Genomic DNA, 22,073 nt, shown 5'->3' with positions numbered 1-22,073 from the left:
TGGGCATCATGGACCTATGCCGCCTCAGACCGACGCAGAAGAGACCACCACGCGACCCAGCACCCGCACGGAGCACGACTCGATGGGCGAGGTGGAGGTGCCTGCCGATGCGCTGTGGGGTGCCCAGACCGCCCGGGCGGTCGACAACTTCCCCATCTCGGGCGTTCCGGTGCCGCCCGGGGTCATCCACGCCCTGGCGCTCGTCAAGGGAGCCGCCGCCGAGGTCAACGCGGAGCTGCAGGTACTGGATGCGGGCCTCGCCGAGGCTATCGCCGCTGCCGCGCGCGAGGTCGCGGACGGCCGGCACGACGACCAGTTCCCCATCGACGTCTTCCAGACCGGCTCAGGGACGTCGACCAACATGAACGTCAACGAGGTACTGGCCCGCCTGGCGCACCTGTCTACACAGCAGGCCGTCCACCCGAACGACCACGTCAACGCAGGCCAGTCCAGCAACGACACCTTCCCGAGCGCCCTGCGTATCGCAGCGACACTGGCCGCGCACCGCGACCTCGCTCCCAGCCTCCTCCACCTCGCCACCGCTCTTCGCGCCAAGGAGCGCGAGTTCGCGGACGTCGTGAAGGCCGGTCGCACCCACCTCATGGACGCCGTCCCCGTCACGCTGGGACAGGAGTTCGGGGGCTATGCCCGCCAGGTCGAGCTGGGCCGCGAGCGGGTCCTCGCGGCCGCCCGGGCGACTGCCGAGCTGCCCCTGGGCGGAACCGCAGCAGGCACCGGCCTCAACGCCGCGCCCGGCTTCGCCGCCGCGGTCATCGACCGCGTGAGCGAGCGGACCGGCGTGGAGTTCCGCGAGGCACAGGACCACTTCGAGGCCCAGTCGGCGCAGGACGCGGTCGTCGAGCTGAGCGGGGCCCTGCGCGTGGTCGCAGTTAGCCTGACGAAGATCTGCAACGACCTGCGCTGGATGTCCTCCGGGCCGCGCAGCGGTCTGGGCGAGATCCGGCTGCCGGACCTGCAACCCGGGTCGAGCATCATGCCCGGCAAGGTCAACCCGGTCATCCCCGAGGCGACGCTCATGGCGTGCGTCCAGGTGGTGGGCAACGACGCCGCCATCGCCATGGCGGGGGCGTCAGGGGCGTTCGAGCTCAACGTCATGCTGCCCGTGATGGCACGGAACATCCTCGAGTCGACCGGGCTGCTCGCGAGGACGGCGAGCCTGCTGGCCGACCGTTGCGTCGACGGGATCGAGGCGGACCACGAGCGGGCCAGGGAGCTCGCGGAAGGGTCACCGTCGATCGTCACCCCGCTCAACCGGTACATCGGCTACGAGGCGGCGGCGGCCGTCGTGAAGCAGTCCATCAAGGAGCGGCGACCGATCCGCGAGATCGTCCTGGAGCGGGGCCACGTCGAGAACGGGCAGCTCACCGAGGCCCAGCTCGACGAGGCCCTCGACGTGCTGGCGATGACCCGCCCGCCGGCGTAGACGGCAGGCTCGGTCAGCCCGGCCCCACTGCCGCGACTGGCGTGCTCACGAGGAGCGACTGGCATGCCCAGTGCCCTGGCGTGCCCAATACCAGTGAGGGCTCAGTACCAGTGGGGCTCAGTACCAGTGGGGCTCAGTACCAGTGGGGGGAGCGGCTCTGCCAGGCTGCCCAGGCGCCACAGGGGGTGCCGTACGACGACTTGATGTACTGCAGTCCCCACGTGATCTGCGTCGCGGGGTTGGTGCGCCAGTCCGGACCCACCGTGCCCATCTTGGAGCCGGGCAGCGCCTGCGGGATGCCGTAGGCGCCGGAGGAGGAGTTCTCGGCCTTCCAGCGCCAGCCGCTCTCGCCGTTCCACAGGTTGTCCAGGCAGCCCCACTGCCCAGCGCCGTAGCCGAAGTCACCGAGCAGCGCGCGGGCTGCGGCGCGGGGGTCCTTCTGGGCGTTCGCGAGCAGAGCCAGCTTCTTGGCCTCGAGCGCCTTGCGCGCCTTGTCGCGGGCCACCTTGGCAGCAGCTTCCCGGCGAGCCGAAGCAGCGGCCTTCGCGGCGGCCTGGGCTGCCACGCGGTCCCTCTCCTGGACGGCAGCGGAGGTCGCGTTCGTCTCGCTCCGCGCGGCAGCGAGCCTCGCCGTGTCCTCGATCTGGGCATCCGCCAGCTCGTTCGCCTGGGCGATCGCCTCGGTGCTGACGGTATAGGCCGCGGCCCCGGTCTGACGCCGGTCCGCGGCCTGGTAGCCGGCAGCCGTCGTGGCCAGCACTGCGAGTAGGAGGCAGGACGTCACCGCGGGACGCCGGATGGCCCGGGTGAGGCCGGAGGATCGGGAGGGTGTCCTGCCTTGGGCCGCCAGGTGGCGGTGGCGGCCCTGGTAGGGCTGGCGCATGCGGGGCTTCCTCCAAGAAAAAAACCACCGGACGTGGTGGCCTCGACGGGGCTGGGGAGACGCACCCAAGCCACCCTGAACTCCCGGCCCGGCGCGTTATGAAACCGAGACCTTACCCGAGGATGACCGCTGGTCCCAACTCGCGAGCAGGGGCGACAACGGCTTCGGGTGCTCGGGGCCACCCGTCGTGGCGTTGCCCACGCGCCGCGACGTTGCCCACGCGCCGCCACGTTGCCCACGGCAGTCCGTGGGCAACGTCGCGAACCGTTCGCTAGGTGAGCTTCCAGCTAGCTGTCGGCGGAGCAGCGCCTGCTCAGATCTCGAGGCCCTCCAAGAGGTCTGTCACCAGCGCGGCGATGGGGCTCCGCTCGCTACGGGTGAGGGTGACGTGTGCGAAGAGCGGGTGTCCCTTGAGCGCCTCGATGACTGCGGCCACACCGTCGTGCCGGCCCACCCGCAGGTTGTCGCGCTGGGCTACGTCATGGGTCAACACCACGCGTGAGTTCTGGCCGACCCTGGACAGGACCGTGAGCAGGACGTTGCGCTCCAGCGACTGCGCCTCGTCGACGATGACGAACGCGTCGTGCAGGGAGCGGCCCCGGATGTGCGTCAACGGCAGGACCTCGAGCATCCCCCGATCCATCACCTCCTCCACCACCTCATGGGAGACCAGGGCGCCGAGCGTGTCGAACACGGCCTGCGCCCACGGCCCCATCTTCTCCGACTCGCTACCGGGCAGATAGCCGAGCTCCTGACCGCCCACGGCGTACAGCGGCCGGAAGACCACCACCTTGCGCTGCTGCCGCCGCTCCATCACCGCCTCCAGCCCGGCGCAGAGCGCGAGTGCCGACTTCCCGGTTCCCGCGCGTCCGCCCAGGCTGAGGATGCCCACGTCGGGGTCGAGCAGCAGGTCGAGGGCGATGCGCTGCTCGGCGCTGCGGCCGTGCAGCCCGAAGGCGTCCCGGTCACCGCGCACGAGCCGGATCTGCTTGTCGGCGCCGACCCGCCCCAGACCGCTTCCCCGCGGCGACAGCAGGACGAGCCCGGTGTGGCAGGGCAGCTCGGCGGCGGCCGCGTTCTCCACCCGACCGTGCTCGTAGAGGGCGTCCATCTCCTCGACAGTGACGTCCAGCTCCGCCATCCCGGTCCAGCCGGAGTCGACGGCAAGCTCCGCGCGGTACTCCTCGGCCGCCATACCGACTGCCGCGGCCTTGACCCGCATGGGGAGGTCCTTGCTGACGACCGTGACGTCGAAGCCCTCGTCGGACAGGTTCTTGGCCACGGAGAGGATCCGCGTGTCGTTGTCCCCGAGCCTGAAGCCCGCGGGCAGGGCCCCGGGGTCGGTGTGGTTGAGCTCCACCCGCAGCGTCCCGCCGTCGTCACCTACCGGAACCGGCGCGTCGAGCCTGCCTTCGCGCAGCCTCAGCTCGTCGAGCAGGCGCAGCGCCTGGCGGGCGAAGTAGCCGAGCTCGGGATGATGGCGCTTCGCCTCCAGCTCGGTGACCACCACCACGGGGAGCACGACCTCGTGCTCCTTGAAGCGCAGCATGGCGCGCGGGTCGGAGAGCAGCACCGAGGTGTCCAGCACGAAGGTCCGCAGGGCGGGCCGTGTGCCCGCGCCTCGGGCCGCGGTCGAGACCGGCGCCCTGGAGCCCCGGGGCGCGGCCGCCGCAGTGGTGGAGGCGGCAGGAGTGGTGTCGTGGTTCGAGGCCAATGTCTCTCCTCGGCACAGCGCGCGCTTCGGCGCGATGCGCCTACTCGCGAGCGAGGTGCCGGGACCTGGCCTGCCCACCGCGGTGGAGCCGGTGCCGGCCCTCCGCGCGGAGCGAGGTGTGCTCCATGTGTCGGGCCTCCCGAATGCGGGGCGGGTGCTCCGCATCACTGACGACGGTACGACTGGACCCTGTCAGCCGGTCGCAGCGGCCCGGTGTGTCGCTCAGAGTTCACCCGAGCGTCCGACCCCCGGCTCGGACGTTCGGCGCCACGGAGCCCCTGCCCGACTCCCCTAGCCGCCGAAGCGCCGGTTCCGTTCGGAGTACGCGCGCAGCGCCCGCAGGAAGTCGACGTGCCGGAAGTCGGGCCAGTAGGCCTCGCAGAAGTAGAACTCGCTGTGCGCGCTCTGCCAGAGCAGGAAGCCGCTGAGCCGCTGCTCCCCCGAGGTGCGGATGACCAGGTCGGGGTCCGGCTGGCCCTTGGTGTACAGGTGCTCGGCGATGTGCTCGACCTGCAGACTCTCCGCCAGCTCCTCGATCGTCGTGCCGTTGGCCGCGTGAGAGATGAGCATCGAGCGGACCGCGTCGGTGATCTCCTGCCGCCCTCCGTAGCCCACCGCGACGTTCACCGTCATACCCTGCACGCCCTCGGTGTGGTCCGCGCTCTCCTTGAGGCGGCGCGCCGTCTCGTCCGGCAGGAGGTCCAGGGAGCCGACGGGGTTGATCCGCCACCGCTTGGTCTCGGCGAGATCCGCCACGGTGTTCTCGATGATGGACAGCAGGGGGACCACCTCAGCCGCCGGCCTGCTGAGGTTGTCCGTCGAGAGGAGCCAGAGCGTCACGACCTCGACCCGGGCCTCCTCGCACCAGTCGAGGAAGTTGGCGATGTTGTCCGCTCCGGCCTGGTGGCCTTCCTTCGTGCCATGACCGCGCGCCTTCGCCCACCGACGGTTGCCGTCCAGCATGACGCCCACGTGGCGGGGCAGGGTGGCCCGGGACAGGCGCCGGCTCAGGCGACGCTCGTATGCGGCGTACAGGAGGTCCGACAGCGCCACCGAAAGCCTCCTTGCAGAACGCTTGCCCAACGCCGGGACGGGTGCCCGGCCGCCCCACCACGCTACCCCCGTGGCGCCGCTGGCCGCTCAGCCCCGGGGGGGTGTCCAGCGAGGACGTCTCGCCGCGGGCGAGGGCTACGACGCGCTCCCGCAGACCAGCAGCCTGAGCCGCGTCGAGGAACTCCTGGATCGAGGAGGTGAACACGTCATAGTCGTCGTAATGGACGGGTAGCGTCCGGTCGGCGTCGATGAGGCGCATCGCACCGACCCCCTGCTCGGCGTCCATGGTGACGAGCAGCCCCAGGACCTTGGTGCCGCCCAGGTGCAGCACCGCGAGGTCGAGGCCCGGATACCTGCGCGGAACCTCCTCGAGGTCGTCGTACAGGAGGGTGTCGCCACTGATGTAGACCCTGCGGCTCGTACCGGAGCGCCCGTCCGACTCGAGCACGCTACCCATCACGTCGGGTAGCACCAGGTCGGTGACCCCGGGTCCGTGCCGGCCCGGACACGCTGTGACGCTCAGCTCGCGACCCCCCTTGGTGAGGGTCACCCTGTCCCACGTGTCCAGGCCGATGGCCTCGTGGAACCCGAGCTCGTCGAGCTCCTTGCAGGCCTGGTGGGTGGTGACGATCGGCAGCGACCGGTCGAGGTCGCGCTGGGCCACCTGGTCGAAGTGGTCGCCGTGGAAGTGCGAGAGGAGTACGAGGTCCACCGGGGGTAGGTCGGCGATGTCGACCGCGGGGTCGGTGAGTCTCGTCGTGTGCATGCCGTAGCCGAGCGGCACCTTCTCGTGTCGGTGGACGAACGTGGGGTCGGTGAGGATGGTGAAACCGCCGAAGCGTACGAGCATCGTGGCGTTGCCGATGAAGAAGACGGAGTCGTCCACGGCGGTCTGCGTGGCACCGGCGGGATCCGCTGACTGCGGGGTCAGGTCCACGGTGAGCTCCATGCATCGGCGTATACCCATCGCCCACCGAGACAACCCGAAGTCCCAGACTTCCGCGGGACACGCCGCGCCAGGACCCGAAGTCCCAGACCTCGGCGGGACAACGGGCGCTAGGACCCGAAGTCCCAGACTTCGGAGGGACACGCCGCGCCAGCACCCGAAGTCCCAGACTTCGGAAGAGCGGGGGGACCGTCCGAGGAGGTCTTGACCAGCGGAACGCGCCGCGCGGTCTGCAGCGGGGTTTGGGGCAGGCCGCGGCCGGGCATGCCTCGGTCCCAGGGGCCACTCAGCCCTCGACCGACCACCGAGGAGGACACCATGACGCAGATCGGGACCGTGCCGCAGCTCACCTCCGTGGAGCGAGCCGTCGTGACCGGCTCCGACTCGGGGATCGGCCGCGCGGTCGCCGTGGCGCTCGCGAGGACCGGCTGCCGCGTGGGGGTCACCTGGCACGAGGACGAGGCAGGCGCCAAGGAGACCGCAGCCGAGGTCGAGCGAGTCGGGGGCACCGCCGAGGTGGCTCACCTTGACCTGACCCGGCTGCCGGACGCCGGCGACGACTTCGACGACCTTGTCGGCCGTCTCGGGGGGATCGACGCCCTCGTCCAGTGCTCGGGCACTGGCACCGGCACGCTGTTGCTCGACCTGAGCTATGAGGACTGGCGACAGACGGTAGCCACCGACCTCGACGGCGCCTTCGTCTGCCTTCAGCGGGCCGCCCGACACATGGTCCAGGCCGGTCGAGGTGGCCGGATCGTGAACATCACCAGCGTCCACGAGCACCAACCCCGCGTGGGTGCCGGTGCGTACTGCGCGGCCAAGGGCGGCCTCGGGCTCCTGACGCGGACCGCCGCCATCGAGCTCGCCGAGCACGGCATCACCGTCAACTCCGTGGCTCCGGGCGAGATCTCCACCCCCATGACGGGCCAGACGGACGAGGAGCCTCGGCACCAGGACGAGGAGCACCACCGCCCGGGCGTACCGCTGCGGCGCCCGGGCGACGCGCGCGAGGTGGCCGCCGTGGTGGCGTTCCTGTGCTCGCCCGAGGCGGGGTACGTGACGGGCGCATCCTGGCCGGTGGACGGCGGCATGCTGCAGATGGGCCCCATGGCGGGATCCCACCTCCAGCAGGACGACTGGCGCCGTCCGTGACGGGCGGCCGCGCCGGCGCCGGCGCAAGCTCACGCCTGCGGGGGACGTTGGTAAAGGTTACGCAATGGTAACTTACGGAACCGTAGGTTAGGATGGGCTCATGACGATGACACCCGACGCCCGTATGGAGCAGGGTCCCATGGAGTCCGTCGTCGCGGCCGTCAAGCCCCGGCTGCGGGGGTGGCTGCACGCGGGCATGGTCCCGCTCGCGGTGGTCGCGGGCCTGGTCCTGATCGCCTTCGCGCCCACCACTGCCGGCCGCGTGGCCGCCGCCGTCTTCTCCGTTACGGCCTGGCTGCTCTTCGGCACGTCTGCGGTCTACCACCGGGGCAACTGGTCGCCCAAGGTGGCCGGGGTGCTGAAGCGGATGGACCACTCCAACATCTTCCTGATCATCGCGGGGACCTACACGCCGTTCTCCCTGCTCCTGCCCCGGGCCGAGGCGCGCACGATGCTGCTGATCGTCTGGACAGGGGCTGTCGCGGGCGTCCTCTTCAGGGTGCTGTGGGTCGGAGCCCCCCGCTGGCTGTACACCCCGGTGTATGTCGCGCTCGGCTGGGTCGCGGTGTTCTACCTGCGACCGCTGCTCCATTTCGGCGGCCCCACGGTCGTGACGCTGATCGCCGTGGGCGGCCTGCTCTACACCCTCGGCGCCCTCGTGTACGGGATCAAGCGACCGAACCCGTCTCCGCGGTGGTTCGGGTTCCACGAGATCTTCCACACCCTGACCGTGGCGGCGTTCACCGTGCACTACATCGCGGCGTCGATGACGGTCTACGGCGCACGGCCCGTCAGCTGAGGAACCGTCTCACGAGCCCTCGTGGCTGGTCTCCCACAGGCCCACGACGTTGCCCTCCGTGTCCCTGAAGTACGCGGTCCACCCCATCTGACCGACCGGCCGCTTGGCTGCCAGGACGGTCCCGCCCTCCTCCTCCACCTGTCGCAGGGTCGCCTCGATGTCCCCGACGTCCACGACCACCGTAGGACCGGTGAGGCTCTCACCCCGGGGCCCCATCCCGCCGTTGATGTAGCCGGGCTCCGTGGGCCCCTGGTCCCCCGACGGACCGGTCGACACCATCGAGTACTCCATGCCGGGATAGGACTGGATGTCCCAGCCGAACAGCTTGCCGTAGAACGAACGGGCACGCTCGCCGTCGTCGTACGGAAGCTCGAAGTGCACGATCCGACCGCTCATGGACGACCTCCTGAAGCTAGCCTCCGGCTCCTGTGCCGGGCTTCCCAGTCTGCCCGCCGGAACCGTTCTCGTCAGGTGATCCCGCAGACCCGTCGACGTCGTCGGAAGCGGCTCGACCACCGTCCTTCTGCCGGCCGGCGTCCTTGTCGCGCCCGGCATCCTTCTCCCGCTCACCATCCTTCTCCCGCTCAGCGTCGCGCTCCAGCTCCGCGCGGTAGGACATCCGGCGCATCCGGGCGTTCATGTTGCGCATCAACAGGTAGAGCGCCACCGCCAGCGCGAAGAACGCGACGAACCCCCAGAGTCCCGGAGAGACCATCGCGGAGGGCGCGCCGTTCATGCGTTCGCCCCCACGCGGCCGTCGTAGACCACCTCGAGCCCGGGCCGGGTCGCCAGCTCGTCGCCAGTCGCGGCGTCACCGATCCCGGCGAAGAGGTCGTCCTCGATCGGCTCCACCGGCACGTAAGAGATGGCAGCCTCGAAGTCCTCGGTCGGCCACACCTGAGCCTGGACGTCCTTGGGAATGCGGAACCACGACCCGTCGGGGTCGATCTGGGTCGCATGAGCCAGGAGAGCCTGGTCGCGCCGGTCGAAGTAGTCGGCGCAGTGGACGCGGGTCGTGACCGTCCTCGCCTTGGCCGGGTCCCAGTCCTTGAGCCACTCCTCGTACGGGCTCTCCTCGCCCATCGCCAGCAGCGCCTCGTGGAAGGCGGCGTACTTCGCGCGGTTGTGCGAGTTGTAGTAGATCTTCAGGGGCTGCCAGGGGGACCCCGCGTGCGGAAACGCCGTCAGGTCCCCGGCCGCCGCGAAGGCGGACATCGAGACGGTGTGCGTCATGATGTGGTCGGGGTGGGGGTACCCACCGTTCTCGTCGTACGTCGTCATGACGTGCGGCCGGAAGCGCCGGATCTCACGCACGAGCGCCTCGGTGGTGACGTCCAGCGGCTCGAGGGCGAAGCAGCCGTCGGGCAGTGGCGGCAGGGGGTCACCCTCCGGCAGCCCCGAGTCCACGAACCCGAGCCAGGTGTGCTGGACGCCGAGGATCTCCTGCGCTCGCTTCATCTCCACGCGACGCACCCTCGGCAGGTCCCGGGCGATGTGCACGTCGTCCTTGAGGTTGGGGTTGAGCACGTCACCACGCTCTCCCCCCGTGCACGAGACCACCAGCACGTCCACGCCGTTCGCGGCGTACTTCGCCATGGTCGCCGCACCCTTGCTCGACTCGTCGTCCGGGTGCGCGTGCACCGCCATGAGCCGCAACCGGTCAGCCACCTGTAAGTCCTCGCTCGTCCATCGCCGACAATGGTCAGGTCCATCGCCGAGACGAGGACCTCGCGACATCCTCTCACCACCGGAAGGCCGATCATGCAGTTCCCCCGCCCAGCCCCGGGCACCGGCCGCTGGTGGCTGATCGGCTCCGTCGGCTGTGCCATCGGGGTGGCACTGGCGGTCTGGCTCGGTCTGGCCAACCGCCTCGGCGCCGTCACGTGGGAGGACACGGGGTACAAGGTGCTCGACGACCGGAGCGTCCGGGTGGAGTTCGACGTGCACCGCTCCCCGGGGCAGGAGGTGACCTGCACCGTGCAGGCGCAGGACACGGCTCATGGCGTAGTCGGGCAGGTGCAGGTCCGGGTCCCGGCGTCCGCCCAGCGGTCGGTCCATCAGGAGGTCGTCGTGCGAACCGCGGCGCGATCCGTGGGCGGCAGCGTGAGGGGTTGCTCCCCCGCCTGACCTGCGGTTCTGTGGCGGTCTACCGTTCTGGCACCTGTGCCCCGGGAACGCCGTCGACGTGGGTGGCCGCAGCCGTCACGACCGCGAGGAAATGGACCGTTCAGGCGGCGGACCGCTATTCTTGTCCTTTCACCGAGCGGTCTGGACCTGCCACTGCGAACGTGGCCGGGTCCGGGCCGCTACGCGTAACACCTCCCCAGGGCGCGTCCGCGTCCGTAGGGGACCCGAGCAAGGAGTACACCGTGAGCGAGACCGTGACCCCGACCGCGAGCTACCTGACCCAGGAGGCCTTCGACCGTCTGAAGACCGAGCTGGACCAGCTCTCCGGCCAAGGCCGCACGGAGATCGCCAAGAAGATCGAGGCAGCCCGCGAGGAGGGCGACCTCAAGGAGAACGGCGGTTACCACGCGGCCAAGGAGGAGCAGGGCAAGATGGAGGCTCGCATCCGGCAGCTGACCCAGCTCCTGGAGAACGCGAAGGTCGGAGCCCGGCCCGCCGACGACGGCATCGTCGAGCCCGGCATGGTCGTGACCGTCGACATGTTCGGCGACGACCTCACCTTCCTGCTCGGATCACGCGAGATCGCCGAGGGCTCCGACGTCGAGGTCTACAGCGAGAAGTCGCCTCTCGGCGCCGCGATCAACGGCAAGAAGATCGGCGACACCGCCTCGTACGAGGCGCCGAACGGCAAGAAGATCGAGGTCACCGTCAAGGCGGCGACGCCCTACGCGGGCTGAGGTGAGCGACAGGCTTACGCGAGCCAGGGGCTGACTCAAGCCCACCAGCCGGGTCGCACCCACCAGGGTGCGGCCGGGTCCGCCTGTCAGCCGAACCTGTCTGTCAGCCGAACTTGAGCTGGTACCCCTTGCTGCGAAGGGAGCGCAGGACCTCCTCGCAGTGCTGGCGGCCCTGGGTCTCGAGCTGGAGACCGATCTCCACCTCGTCGACGGTGATCGTGGTCCCGGTGCGGATGTGCTCGACCTCCAGGACGTTCGCGTCGACGGCCGCGCAGTCCGCGAGCAGCTTCGCCAGATGCCCCGGCCGGTCCGATACGCGGACCCGGAACTGGAGGTAGCGCCCGGCGGCGGCCATGCCGTGACGGATGATCCGCAGCAACAACAACGGGTCGATGTTGCCCCCGGAGAGCACCGCCACCACAGGCCCGTCGACGGGCTCCCCAGCGTGCTGGAGAAGGTGGGCCACAGCCGCGGCGCCGGCGGGCTCGACGACCAGCTTGGCCCGCTCGAGCAGGAAGAGGAGCGCGCGGGACAGCTCCTCCTCGCTCACCGTCTCGACGCCGTCGCATAGGTGGCGGACCAGCGCATAGGGGACGTCGCCCGGTAGCCCTACGGCGATGCCGTCAGCCATGGTCTGCATGTTCTCGAAGGACACCGGCTTGCCGGCGGCCAGCGACAACGGGTATGCCGCGGCCTGCTCTGCCTGGACGCCCACGATCCGCACGTCGGGGCGAACGGACTTCACGGCGACGGAGATGCCGGCCAGCAGGCCGCCGCCGCCGGTGCTGACGACGATCGTCCGCACGTCCGGGCACTGGTCGAGGATCTCCAGCCCCGCGGTGCCCTGCCCCGCCACGATGTCGCGGTGGTCGAACGGGTGGATCAGGACCGCCCCCGTCTCGGCCTCCCACTCCCGTGCCTTGACGAGGCACTCGTCGATCGTCGTTCCCACCAGCTCGACGGTGGCCCCATACGCCTTCGTCGCCACCAGCTTGGGCATCGGAGCCCCGTGCGGCATGAAGACCTTGACGTCGATGCCGAGGAGCTGGCCCGCCAGGGCCACGCCCTGCGCGTGGTTGCCCGCGCTGGCCGCGACCACGCCACGTGCCTTCTCGGCGTCCGACAGCCTCGCCATGCGGGTGTAGGCGCCCCGGATCTTGAAGGACCCGGCGCGCTGGAGGTTCTCGCACTTGAGGTACACCTCCGTGCCCACTCGGTCGGCGAGGGCGCGGCTGTACTCCAGGGGGGTGGGCCGGACGACCCCGCTGAGCAGGTCCTGTGCAGCAAGGATGTCGTCGCGGGAGACAGACAGCGTCGGTGATGCCATGGGCGCAGGCTATCGCCCGTCGAAGGGCGCCGAGACGAACCTCGGTGCTGCTCGATGTCCGGTCGTCGCATCCGTACAGGGCGGCGCACCAGGGCGCCTCACCGGCGTCCGGACGCTACGCCGCAGCCTGCTCGGCCATCTCCACGACGTTGGTGAGCAGCATGGCCCGCGTCATGGGGCCCACTCCCCCCGTCGCGCCTGTGACCTTGCCGGCGACGGTGTGGACCGACGGGTGCACGTCGCCCAGGATGCCTTCGATGGTGCGGGTGATGCCTACCGACAGCACTGTCGCGCCCGGGCTGACCCAGTCCGACTGGACGAGGTGAGCCACCCCCGCGGCTGCGATCACCACATCGGCGATGCGGGTGTGAGCCGCGACGTCCACCGTGGCCTCATGGCAGAGCGTGACCGTAGCGTGCTCGCTGCGGCGCGTCAGCATCAGACCGAGCGGGCGGCCGACGGTCAACCCACACCCGATGACACAGAACTGCGCTCCGGTGATCGGGATGTCATGGTGGCGCAGCAGCTCGATGATGCCGCGGGGCGTGCAGGGCAGCGGCCCCGGCATGCCGAGCACCAGGCGCCCGAGGTTCACCGGATGGAGACCGTCCGCATCCTTGGCCGGGTCCACGAGGTCCAGCACCCGGTGGGTGTCCACGTGTGCCGGCAGCGGCAGCTGGACGATGAACCCGGTGCAGGCCGGGTCGGCGTTGAGCCGTAGCACCGCCTCCTCAATCTGCTCCTGCGACGCGGTGGCGGGCAGGTCCACCCGGATCGAGTGCATGCCGACCTGACGGCAGTCGCGGTGCTTTCCGGCGACGTACGACCGGCTACCGGGGTCGTCGCCCACGAGGATGGTTCCCAGACCCGGCCTGATCCCCTGCACCTGAAGCATGGCGATCCGGTCGGCCAGGTCAAGCTTGACCTGCTCGGCGACGCGCTTGCCGTCGATCAGTGTGGCGGTGGCCATGTGAGCTCGCTTCCTCGACGTAGAGCCAGCAGACCCGCAAGTACCGGAGCGGCAAGCACCGGAGCGGCCAGCAGCGGCCCCTCGGACACCGGCTCAGGCTGTGGGGGGACCGCCGCCTCGGACACGGGACTTCAGGCCGTGGGGGCGCTGGGGACGGCGCCGGCGATCTTGTCCTGGACCCACTCGTGGAACTCGCCGATGTGGTGCTCGCTCGGCACGAGTACGCCGCCCCGGGCGTACACGCGGGAGCTCATTGCCGGTTGGCAGCGCTCGCAGGCGTCGAAGTCCTGCTGGTTCACCCGGTGGAACAGCTCCACGGACGCGGCCACGTCCTTGCCGCTCTCCACCACGCCGGGCAGGTAGAGCCAGTCACACTCGACGACGGTGCGGTCGGCCGCCATCGGGTACATCCGGTGGAAGATCACGTGGTCGGGCACGAGGTTGATGAACACCTGCGGCTTGACCGTGATGGCGTAGTACCGCCGGTCCTGGTCCTCGGAGACTCCCGGGATGCGCTCCAGGCCCTCCGACCCGTCGACCGTGAAGCCCTTGACGCCGTCGCCGAACTCGGCGCCGTGACCGACGAAGTACTGCGCTGCATACCCGTCCGCGAACTCCGGCAGGACCTCCGTCAGCTCCGGGTGGATGGTCGCGCAGTGGTAGCACTCCATGAAGTTCTCCACGATGAGCTTCCAGTTCGCCTTGACGTCGTAGACGATGCGGCGTCCGACGGCGAGGTGCTCGACGTCGTACGCCTCGATGGACTCGAGGTCCCCCAGACGCTCGACGACTGCGCTGCGTACGGTCTCGTCGAACGAGGGCGGCTCCGGTGCCAGACACACCCAGATGTAGCCCAGCCACTCCTGGACCGAGATCGTGGCAAGCCCGTACTCGACACGGTCGATGTCGGGCATCTTCGTCAGGTTCGGGGCAGCGACCAGCTTGCCGTCGAAGTCGTACGTCCATGCGTGGTACGGACACTGGAAGGAGCGCTTGGCCTCGCCCGACTCCTCGGTGCACAGCCGGGCACCCCGGTGCCGGCAGACGTTGAAGAAGGCGCGCGCCTCGCCCTTGCGGTTTCGGGTCAACAGCACGCTCTCGCGCCCGACCTGGACGGTGCGGAAGGAGCCGGGCCCGGTGAGGTCACTTGAGCGAGCGGCACAGAACCACTGGGCCTCGAAGATCCGCTCCTGCTCCGCGGCGAAGACGGCTTCGTCCGTATACGCGGTGCCAGGCAGGGTGGCGATCAGGCTGGGGGACGTCTCGGTGACGGTCATGGGGGCTCCTGGACGACGACTGCAGAACCGACGGCGTTCTAGATGACGCAACACAATGTGTTATACGCAACAGCATGCTGGCCTGAGCCCGCGCTGTCAAGGGCGGAAACCCGGATCAGCGCGTTGCTGTGACCGGTGCCGTGAGTGATGCTGTGGCCGATGTCGTGACCGGTGCCGTGACCGGTGCGGCGGCGAGGCTCCGACGCCAGCGGGTGAACAGCCGCGGCTGGTTCATTGCCAGTACCGCGACCGCGTCGTCGTCACGCCGGTAGACCGCCAGGAACGAGCGCTCGTCGGGGTCGCCGTCCTCAATCCTGACAGAGTCCGCGAGCTGGGCGTTGCCGGCGAACTGGATCCGCACGTCGTACTGGTCGGACCAGAAGTAAGCGGGTGCCGGTTCGGGTCCGGAGCTGTCACCGGACAGCAGGGTCGCCACGGCGCGCTTGGGGCGGTCCAGTGCTCCGGTCCAGTGCTCGACCCGGTGATGGCCGCCCAGCCGCCCGTCGTACCAGGCGGCGCAGTCACCGACCGCCACGACGTGTGGAACGGCGGTGCGGCCACCCGAGTCGCACTGCACGCCGTCGGCCAGCTCCAGCGCCGATCCGCGGAGCCAGTCGACGTTCGGCTGGGCACCCACCCCGACGAGTACGACGTCCGCCTGCAGCAGCGTGCCGTCGAGGAGCTCGACGCCTTGGGCGCGCTCGGCGCCCACGACGCGACGGACCCCGGTGCCGCACAACAGCCGTACGCCGTGGTCGGCGTGCAGGCCGCCCACCACGGCTCCCATCTCAGTTCCCAGTGGTCCGGCGAGAGGAGTCGGCATGGCTTCCACGACCGTCACGTCGAGGCCCAGCTGATGAGCCGTCGATGCCACCTCGGCCCCGATGAACCCAGCGCCGATGACCACGAGACGTCGCCCGGACTCCAGCTCCGCCCTGAGTGCGAGCGCGTCATCGAGGGTGCGCAGCACATGGACACCTGACAGGGCGCTCAGGCCTGGAAGGCTCCTTGCGCTGGCTCCCGTGGCAAGGACGACGCCGTCTGCACGGATGCGCCTTCCGTCGCCCAGGACGACTTGCTGCCCCTGCTGGTCCAGCCTCTCGGCGCGGACACCGAGCAGCCACTCGGCCTCCAGCTCCTCGTCGTCGGCCTCGAGGGCGATGTCCGGCAGGCTCACCTTTCCGGCCAGGAACTCCTTGGACAGAGGGGGCCGGTCGTACGGCCGATGGGCCTCGTCCCCGATCACTACGAGCCGGCCGTCGAACCCCTGGCTCCGCAGAGCCCTGGCAGAGGAGAGGCCCGCCAGCGACGCGCCGACGACCGCGACCGTCCTCATAGCGGGCCACCGGTGGCCGCCTGGCCTGCCACCGAGACACCGGGCGGCAGGTTCGGCTCGTCGGCCGACAGCTCGACGAAGATGTGGCCGTCCTCGACCAGGACCCGGTGGGTGCGCACGGGCTTCTTGGCGGGTGGCGCGTCGACCTGTCCCGTGCGGAGGTCGAAGCGCGAGGCGTGCAACGGACACTCGATCTCGCACCCCTCCAGCCAGCCGTCCGCAAGGGAGGCGTCCTGGTGTGTGCAGGTGTCGTCCACTGCGAAGACCTCGCCGTCCTCCGTGTGGAACACCGCTATGGGCGGGTCCGCCTCCACGCGCAGGGCTTCGCCGGGTGCCAGCGATGACAGAGGACAGACGGGCAACATAGGACACCTCAATGCGGATAGCACAACTTAGAGCACGATACGCAACAGTCTGCGGGGCCGTCCAACCGCTGTCAAGACCTCGCCCGCGAGGCGGAGGCTTCGCGGGCGAGGTGGTGACCGGCAGGTGTCAGTGCACCGGCTGGTAGCGGTAGAACTCGACCGGCGACGGCGGGAGCGGCGTGTTCCCCAGGATCAGGTCGGCCGCCTTCTCCGCGACCATCATCACGGGGGCGTAGATGTTCCCGTTCGTGACGAACGGCATCACCGACGCGTCCACGACCTTGAGGCCCTCCAGACCGTGCACCCCCATCGTGAGCGGGTCGACCACCGACATCTCGTCGACACCCATCCGTAGCGAACACGACGGGTGCAGCGCGGTCTCGGCATCCTTGGCCACCCACTCCAGGATCTCCTCGTCGGTGGACACGGACGGTCCGGGCGAGATCTCCCCGCCGTTGAACTCGTCCAGAGCCGGTTGGGTCAGGATGGACCTGGCGACCCGGACGGCTTCGACCCACTCTCGGCGGTCCTGCTCCGTGGACAGGTAGTTGAACCGCAGCGCGGGGTGCTCCCGCGGGTCCTTGCTCTTGATCTTCACCGACCCGAGCGCGTCCGAGTACATCGGCCCGACATGGACCTGGTACCCCTCACCGCCCTCCGGCGACGACCCGTCGTACCGCACCGCGATGGGCAGGAAGTGGAACATCAGGTTCGGGTAGGCCACCTCGTCGTTGCCCCGCACGAACCCGCCGCCCTCGAAGTGGTTGGTCGCCCCCGGCCCCTTGCGCCGGAACAGCCAGTTCGCGCCGATCCAGGGCTTGTAGCGGTGCTTGAGGTACCGCTGCATGGTGACCTTCTGGGTACAGGCGTACTGGATGTACACCTCGAGATGGTCCTGCAGGTTCTCCCCGACGCCGGGCAGGTGGTGCACCACGTCGATGCCCAGCGCGGACAGCTCCTCGGCGTTACCGACGCCCGACAGCTGGAGCAGCTGTGGAGAGTTGATGGCGCCCCCGCACAGGACCACCGTCTTGCCGCGGGCCGTGGTCGGGGCGCTGCGGCCATGCTGGTACTCGACCCCCACCGCGGTCTTGCCCTCGAAGAGCACCCGCGTCACGAACGCCCTGGTGATGACGTCCAGGTTGGGGCGGTTCATGACCGGGTGCAGGTACGCCCGCGCCGCCGAGAGCCGCCTCCCCGCGCGGATGTTGCGGTCGAACCGGGCGAACCCCTCCTGGCGGTAGCCGTTGACGTCGCTCGTACGGGCATACCCGGCCTGCTCCGCTGCCCTGAAGAACGCTTCGAACAGGGGGCTCTCGGCAGGCCCGCGCTCGAGGGCGAGCGGCCCGTCATGGCCACGGAACGGGTCGTCGGGGTCGGCCGCCAGGCAGTTCTCCATCCGGTTGAAGTAGGGCAGGCAGTGGGCGTAGTCCCACGTCCCCATGCCCGGCTCCCCTCCCCAACGCTCGTAGTCCATGGGGTTCCCGCGCTGGAAGATCATGCCGTTGATGCTGCTGGAGCCGCCGAGTACCTTGCCGCGCGCGTGGTAGATCTTGCGCCCGTTCATGTGCGGCTCGGGTTCGGACTCGTACTTCCAGTCGTAGAAGCGGCTGCCGATAGGGAACGGCAGGGCGGCGGGCATGTGGATGAAAACGTCCCAGAGGGAGTCGTTGCGACCCGCCTCGAGGACGAGGACCTTGTTGGCCGGGTCGGCCGAGAGTCGGTTGGCCAGCGCGGAACCGGCAGAGCCGCCTCCCACGATGACGAAGTCGTACTGCGCGGACGCCATGGTTTCCTCCGAACTGTGGACCGCTGCAAGACTGCGGTGCGCAAAGGGTGGGCGACAGTCGCCGGCCAGGACATGGCACGGTTCGCCGATCGGCAGGCACGACTCTACCGCTAGTCGCGTATGACGCACCAGGGTTCACCATGCGCAACATCCCACGTGCGATAGAGTTGCGTCATGAGCAACAGCAAGCAGCGGACCGACAGCGCCGCCGCGCTGGACAGTAGGCACGAGGACACCCCGTGAGCGGTGAAGGCACCACTAGGCGCGAGAACAGCCGCACGAACGGTGAAGGCACCGCCGGAGTCCAGTCTGTCGACCGCGCCGTGCGGGTGCTGGAGATTCTGGCTCGCACGGGCGGCGCCGGGGTGAGCGAGGTAGCCGCCGACCTCCAGGTGCACAAGTCGACGGCGTTCCGACTGCTGGCCGCCCTGGAGGAACGAGGGCTCGTCGAGCAGAACTCGGACCGCGGCAAGTACCAGCTGGGGTTCGGGATCCTGCGGCTGGCCAGCGCGATCCCCGTGCGTCTCGACCTCGTCCACCAGGCAAGGCCGGTGCTCGACGAGCTGGCTGCCCAGGTCCGCGAGACGGTGAACCTTGCCGTGGTCCGCCAGCACTACGCAGTCAACGTCGCCGAGGCCATGGGCCCCGCGGCCATCTCGGCGCAGACCTGGATGGGGCAGCTCACGCCCTTGCACGCGACGTCGAGCGGGAAGATCCTTCTCGCCCACCTGGACGACGCCCAGCGTGACGAGATCCTCGAGACCTCTGGGCTGCCGCAGCTGACCGAGCGCACGATCACCTCTCGGGCCGCCCTCCAGAAGCAGCTGGTGCAGGCTCGGACCGACGGGTATGCGACGACCTTCGAGGAGTACGAGGTCGGGCTCAACGCGGTGGCGGTCCCGGTGCGGGACCACACCGGTGCGGTCGTCGCGGCCGTGAGTGCCTCCGGCCCAGCCTTCCGCCTGGTCCCTGACCGCATCGAGGGCCTCGCCGGCGCGCTCCGGTCAGCGGGCAGCCAGATCAGCCAGCGCATGGGGTACATCGGCAGCTGAGGCGCCCGTCCCGGCGGGCCCTGCGGCGGCTCGGACTGTCCGTCGCACCTGGCTGCCTGCCAGAGGTTTCACGCGCGCCTTCTCAGGCTCAGTCACTGACTGCCCGGGGTACGTCACGGCGGCGGTTGGTGGTGATGGTGCAGCGCACCATGGTCATGCTGCGCTCTCGTAGAGGCCCAGCACCTGGTCGATCCGTGCCTCGCTGAGCGGACACTGCGACCAGGTTGCGGCGTCGATGAGGTCGGCGAGCAGCTCGATCTCAACGCGCAGCTCCTCGTCGCTGACCTCGCGATGCGATGAAGTTCCCATGGCACGACCGTATGACCGATGTCGCCTGCCGATTCGCCCGCTTTACCCGCTCTTGACCAGGGCGGCGCTGAAGTCAACCGAATGAACTACCCGGCACCTGTGAAGGTCCGAGGGTGGCAGGTGAGAGACCACGGCGCACCGCACCTCTGCATCAGCAGCGACGGGCAGGTAGCCAGCCAGCGTGCCCCGGCTGCGCGGTCCGGCCTATAGCGTTGCCCGAAGGGAGGGCCCATCGCCGTGGTGGCCCGTTGGACCCAGATGAGAGGCACCGATGCGCATCGCCGGCGTGAGACCACGAGTCCCATCGTGAGCTATGCCGCGGTCATCGAGCTGAGCGTGGGCGCCACGGTGTTCTTCGCACTCTCGACCGCCCTGAAGCACCGCAGTGCAACGCTGATCACTCCTGCCCGGGGTCGTCGTGGGACGGTCCGCGTCGTGCACTTCCTGCGCCACACCGTGCGCCACCCTTGGTGGTTGGCTGGCCTGCTCGCCGACGCCGCTGGGCTGGGGTTGCAGGCGGCGGCCCTGCACCTTGGCGCAGTGTCGGTGGTCCAACCTGTGCTGGTGAGCGCGATTGTGACGTCCCTGGTGCTCGGCCACCTGACCGCGAGGACCCGCATCAGCCGGCGTGAGCTCGGTTGGGGCGTGCTGCTCGTTGTTGCCATTGCCGCCTTCCTCGTCGCCTCGGGCGCCCCCAAGGCGGTGTCCCAGGAGGCGGACCACGGGGTGGCCGCCATGGCCGGCCTCTTGGCGGTGGGTATCGCCGCTGGCAGCATCGTGCTCGCGCGTCATCTCCGTCGCGGTGGCCGCGCGGCGACCATAGGCGTGGCAGTGGGGACGAGCTATGCCTGCACTGCGGTGCTGCTCAAGGCCGTGACGAACGTCGCGGCCGACCACGGGGTCGGCGGCGCCCTGAGCAGCTGGCAGCTGCCGGCGCTCATTCTGTCTGGTGCTGCTGGGATGGCCTTGGCGCAGCTCGCGTTTCGCGCGGGACCGCTCAACGCAAGCCTTCCCGCCATCGCGACCGTGGACCCGCTCGCCAGCGTCGCGCTGGGCGTCGCCGTGTACGACGAGCATCTGCGTACCGGCACCTGGGCCGTGACTGGGCAGGTGGTGGCCCTGGTGGTCTTGGCCGTGGCCGCCACCGCCCTGAGCCGCGTCCGCGCCGAACAGGGGTCCGACGCCACTGGTCCCGTTGGCGAATGACCCATGGCCAGGGCGGCCGCAGCGGTCTGTTCGCTGATCCGCGGCTCGAGGGATGGGTGAAGGGTCACGGGCAGCCTTGACGGGTTAACGAGGTGGCGCGCAGGTCGCTGGGCGGGTCACCGGGCAGCTGCTCGACTCCAGAACGCTCGGCTTCCTCGAGGGCACCATCGCGTACGCAGACCTCCAGCGATGCTGCGGTTCCTGACAGCTGCCTCCTCCTCGGGTCAGGTGCCCTTCACTGCGCGGCGTGCGGCGGCCATCGTCTTCGCGACGACGGTCTCGACGGCGGACGTGGCCGGGGTGGGCTGCTGCGCAGAAGCCGCACGCTGCCGGGCCGTCGCCCGCTTCGCCGGGACGGCCGGTACGGCGGGGGTCTGCGTGCTGGTTCCCCGTTGGCGGGCCGACCGCGCCGCCCGGTTCGCGACGCCACTGGTCGCTGCCTCTGCCAGTGTGGCCGCGCCCACCGCCGCACGAGGCTCCGCCCGCTTCCCAACGGCTCCAGCGTCCCGCGCACCCCCCGCCGTTTCAGCGGCGGCCGGCGCTGTCTGGGTCCGTGACCGGGTCGCCCGCTTGGCCGCAGTGGCAGTGCTCGCGGCTGCTGTCTTCACCGCCAGTTCGCGTCCGGCACTCGTGGTGGCGGGTGCAGGTGTCGCCGCCTTCCGGCCCCGTCTCGGCCTTGTCGCCTCAGCTGCCGCAGCCGTCTTTGCGGCGGCGGTGTCGATGGCGGCCTGGGTGGCCGCGTTCGTCATCTCCGCGGGGGCCGGGGCGGTCTTGCGAGGCGTCGACCGCTTGGCTGTCCCCGTCCTCGTGGTGCTCGGGCCCTGAGCAGTCGTGGCCGTCGGTGCCGAGCTCTTCGCCCGCGTGGACTTCTTCGCCGTCGGCGCGGACTTCTTCGCCGGTGCCGTCTTCTTCGCCGTCGGCGCGGACCTCTTCGCCGGTGCCGACTTCTTCGCCGGCGCGGACCTCTTCGCCGGTGCCGACTTCTTCGCCGGTGCCGACTTCTTCGCCGGTGCGGACTTCTTCGCGGAGCCTGAGCTGTCGGTGCTCTTAGGGCTTCCTTCGTTGCGCTTCGCCGATGCCTTCTTTCCGCTCGTCGCCTTCGGGGTCGTCCTTTTCGCTGGGGACGCGGTCTCAGCCGCGCCCAGCGGATGGACCCTCTTCGACAGGTCCTCAGTGGGCACGCCCCGCGGTACGCGACCGGCCGCGGTCACCTCCTTGAACGACGTGCCTGGCCGGAAGGCCGGCACCCGGGTCTTCTTGACCCGCACGCTCTCGCCGGTGCGAGGGTTGCGCGCCGTGCGGGCCGCCCGCTCTTTGCGCTCGAACGTGCCGAACCCTGTGAGGGATACCTTGTCCCCACGGGCGACGGTCTTGATGATGGTGCCCAGAACTGTGTTGACAGCCCGCTCGGCTGCTGCTCGGTCTATGTCGAGGTCGGCCGCCGTGGCTTGGACCAGCTCATGCTTGTTCACGTCATCTCCGTCCGGTCAGGACCGTGCGGGGCAACGGAAGACACACCGCCCAACGCACGACCACCTTCCACGCCAGGAACGGCGATGCCCTCTGTTACCCCGACGGTCCGCGGCG

The 22,073-nt window shown here is 69.9% G+C and carries 21 protein-coding genes and 1 pseudogene; 7 read left to right on the top strand and 15 right to left on the bottom strand.

All coding sequences use genetic code 11. From position 1 onward, the window contains the following. The first annotated feature begins 16 nt into the window (after positions 1-16). Positions 17-1,444, top strand: coding sequence for a class II fumarate hydratase (locus tag PHA84_RS01050; protein WP_270886225.1), 1,428 nt, complete (start codon positions 17-19; stop codon positions 1,442-1,444). A 133-nt stretch (positions 1,445-1,577) separates the two neighbouring features. Here PHA84_RS01050 and PHA84_RS01045 read toward each other — a convergent pair whose 3' ends face one another. From PHA84_RS01045 to PHA84_RS01030, 4 genes and pseudogenes are all read right to left on the bottom strand, one after another. Beyond that, complete coding sequence (locus PHA84_RS01045) at positions 1,578-2,327, bottom strand: hypothetical protein (RefSeq protein ID WP_270886224.1); 750 nt, start codon at positions 2,325-2,327, stop codon at positions 1,578-1,580. Positions 2,328-2,640: 313 nt separating this feature from the next. Further along, positions 2,641-3,927 carry a PhoH family protein gene (locus PHA84_RS01040; RefSeq protein ID WP_270886690.1) on the bottom strand — a complete coding sequence of 429 codons (1,287 nt, stop codon included), beginning with the start codon at positions 3,925-3,927 and terminating at the stop codon, positions 2,641-2,643. Positions 3,928-4,332: 405 nt separating this feature from the next. Then, positions 4,333-5,094 carry an isoprenyl transferase gene (locus PHA84_RS01035; RefSeq protein ID WP_270886223.1) on the bottom strand — a complete coding sequence of 254 codons (762 nt, stop codon included), beginning with the start codon at positions 5,092-5,094 and terminating at the stop codon, positions 4,333-4,335. 229 nt (positions 5,095-5,323) lie between these two features. Then, positions 5,324-5,944: pseudogene (locus PHA84_RS01030) on the bottom strand (MBL fold metallo-hydrolase); the annotation flags it as partial. A gap of 414 nt (positions 5,945-6,358) precedes the next feature. Between PHA84_RS01030 and PHA84_RS01025 the strand changes: the two are divergent. Together PHA84_RS01025 and trhA are read left to right on the top strand one after the other, a co-directional pair. After that, positions 6,359-7,192, top strand: coding sequence for an SDR family oxidoreductase (locus PHA84_RS01025; protein WP_270886222.1), 834 nt, complete (start codon positions 6,359-6,361; stop codon positions 7,190-7,192). A gap of 100 nt (positions 7,193-7,292) precedes the next feature. Further along, positions 7,293-7,991, top strand: a complete 699-nt coding sequence (gene trhA / locus PHA84_RS01020; RefSeq protein WP_270886221.1) for a PAQR family membrane homeostasis protein TrhA — start codon at positions 7,293-7,295, stop codon at positions 7,989-7,991. 9 nt (positions 7,992-8,000) lie between these two features. Here trhA and PHA84_RS01015 read toward each other — a convergent pair whose 3' ends face one another. From PHA84_RS01015 to mca, 3 genes are read right to left on the bottom strand one after another with little or no spacing between them, the layout of a single operon-like run. After that, positions 8,001-8,387 (bottom strand): VOC family protein, encoded by a 387-nt coding sequence (locus tag PHA84_RS01015; RefSeq protein ID WP_270886220.1) that lies wholly within the window; start codon positions 8,385-8,387, stop codon positions 8,001-8,003. Between the two features lie 16 nt (positions 8,388-8,403). Then, on the bottom strand, positions 8,404-8,727 hold the full coding sequence (locus PHA84_RS01010; RefSeq protein WP_270886219.1) for a hypothetical protein: 324 nt from the start codon (positions 8,725-8,727) through the stop codon (positions 8,404-8,406). Continuing rightward, positions 8,724-9,659: a mycothiol conjugate amidase Mca gene (mca, locus tag PHA84_RS01005; protein ID WP_270886218.1), complete on the bottom strand. Its 936-nt coding sequence runs from the start codon at positions 9,657-9,659 to the stop codon at positions 8,724-8,726. The genes PHA84_RS01010 and mca overlap by 4 nt, the downstream gene beginning before the upstream one ends. A 93-nt stretch (positions 9,660-9,752) precedes the next feature. On the opposite strand from mca, the gene PHA84_RS01000 reads away from it, so the two are divergent. Then, on the top strand, positions 9,753-10,118 hold the full coding sequence (locus PHA84_RS01000) for a DUF4307 domain-containing protein (protein WP_270886217.1): 366 nt from the start codon (positions 9,753-9,755) through the stop codon (positions 10,116-10,118). 242 nt (positions 10,119-10,360) lie between these two features. Continuing rightward, the gene (greA, locus tag PHA84_RS00995) at positions 10,361-10,855 is read left to right on the top strand and encodes a transcription elongation factor GreA (protein WP_270886216.1); all 495 of its coding nucleotides are present in this window, start codon (positions 10,361-10,363) and stop codon (positions 10,853-10,855) included. Positions 10,856-10,958: 103 nt separating this feature from the next. Here the strand turns inward: greA and ilvA are convergent, their stop codons facing one another. The 6 genes from ilvA to betA all read right to left on the bottom strand — a co-directional run bounded on the left by ilvA (position 10,959) and on the right by betA (position 17,919). Continuing rightward, positions 10,959-12,182: a threonine ammonia-lyase gene (gene ilvA / locus PHA84_RS00990; RefSeq protein ID WP_270886215.1), complete on the bottom strand. Its 1,224-nt coding sequence runs from the start codon at positions 12,180-12,182 to the stop codon at positions 10,959-10,961. Between the two features lie 115 nt (positions 12,183-12,297). Continuing rightward, positions 12,298-13,152 carry a bifunctional methylenetetrahydrofolate dehydrogenase/methenyltetrahydrofolate cyclohydrolase gene (locus PHA84_RS00985; protein WP_270886214.1) on the bottom strand — a complete coding sequence of 285 codons (855 nt, stop codon included), beginning with the start codon at positions 13,150-13,152 and terminating at the stop codon, positions 12,298-12,300. A gap of 131 nt (positions 13,153-13,283) precedes the next feature. After that, complete coding sequence (locus tag PHA84_RS00980) at positions 13,284-14,429, bottom strand: aromatic ring-hydroxylating oxygenase subunit alpha (RefSeq protein ID WP_270886213.1); 1,146 nt, start codon at positions 14,427-14,429, stop codon at positions 13,284-13,286. Between the two features lie 115 nt (positions 14,430-14,544). Then, entirely contained in the window at positions 14,545-15,765 is a 1,221-nt protein-coding gene (locus tag PHA84_RS00975) for an NAD(P)/FAD-dependent oxidoreductase (protein ID WP_270886212.1), read from the bottom strand. Beyond that, complete coding sequence (locus PHA84_RS00970) at positions 15,762-16,130, bottom strand: bifunctional 3-phenylpropionate/cinnamic acid dioxygenase ferredoxin subunit (RefSeq protein WP_270886211.1); 369 nt, start codon at positions 16,128-16,130, stop codon at positions 15,762-15,764. Before PHA84_RS00970 ends, PHA84_RS00975 begins: the two co-directional genes overlap by 4 nt. 127 nt (positions 16,131-16,257) lie before the next feature. Beyond that, complete coding sequence (gene betA / locus PHA84_RS00965) at positions 16,258-17,919, bottom strand: choline dehydrogenase (RefSeq protein ID WP_270886210.1); 1,662 nt, start codon at positions 17,917-17,919, stop codon at positions 16,258-16,260. Positions 17,920-18,158: 239 nt separating this feature from the next. Between betA and PHA84_RS00960 the strand changes: the two genes are divergently transcribed. Further along, entirely contained in the window at positions 18,159-18,971 is an 813-nt protein-coding gene (locus PHA84_RS00960) for an IclR family transcriptional regulator (protein ID WP_270886209.1), read from the top strand. Between the two features lie 153 nt (positions 18,972-19,124). Here PHA84_RS00960 and PHA84_RS00955 read toward each other — a convergent pair whose 3' ends face one another. After that, positions 19,125-19,280 carry a hypothetical protein gene (locus PHA84_RS00955; protein WP_270886208.1) on the bottom strand — a complete coding sequence of 52 codons (156 nt, stop codon included), beginning with the start codon at positions 19,278-19,280 and terminating at the stop codon, positions 19,125-19,127. A 306-nt stretch (positions 19,281-19,586) separates the two neighbouring features. Between PHA84_RS00955 and PHA84_RS00950 the strand changes: the two genes are divergently transcribed. Beyond that, on the top strand, positions 19,587-20,486 hold the full coding sequence (locus tag PHA84_RS00950) for a DMT family transporter (protein ID WP_270886207.1): 900 nt from the start codon (positions 19,587-19,589) through the stop codon (positions 20,484-20,486). Positions 20,487-20,710: 224 nt separating this feature from the next. Here the strand turns inward: PHA84_RS00950 and PHA84_RS00945 are convergent, their stop codons facing one another. Further along, positions 20,711-21,958, bottom strand: coding sequence for an HU family DNA-binding protein (locus tag PHA84_RS00945; protein ID WP_270886206.1), 1,248 nt, complete (start codon positions 21,956-21,958; stop codon positions 20,711-20,713). Positions 21,959-22,073: the final 115 nt, after the last annotated feature.

It is taken from the genome of Pedococcus sp. 5OH_020 (genome assembly GCF_027812955.1).
Classification (GTDB): domain Bacteria; phylum Actinomycetota; class Actinomycetes; order Actinomycetales; family Dermatophilaceae; genus Pedococcus.
Note: the sequence above shows the minus strand (reverse complement) of the source record. Positions and strands in the feature narration are given on the sequence as shown.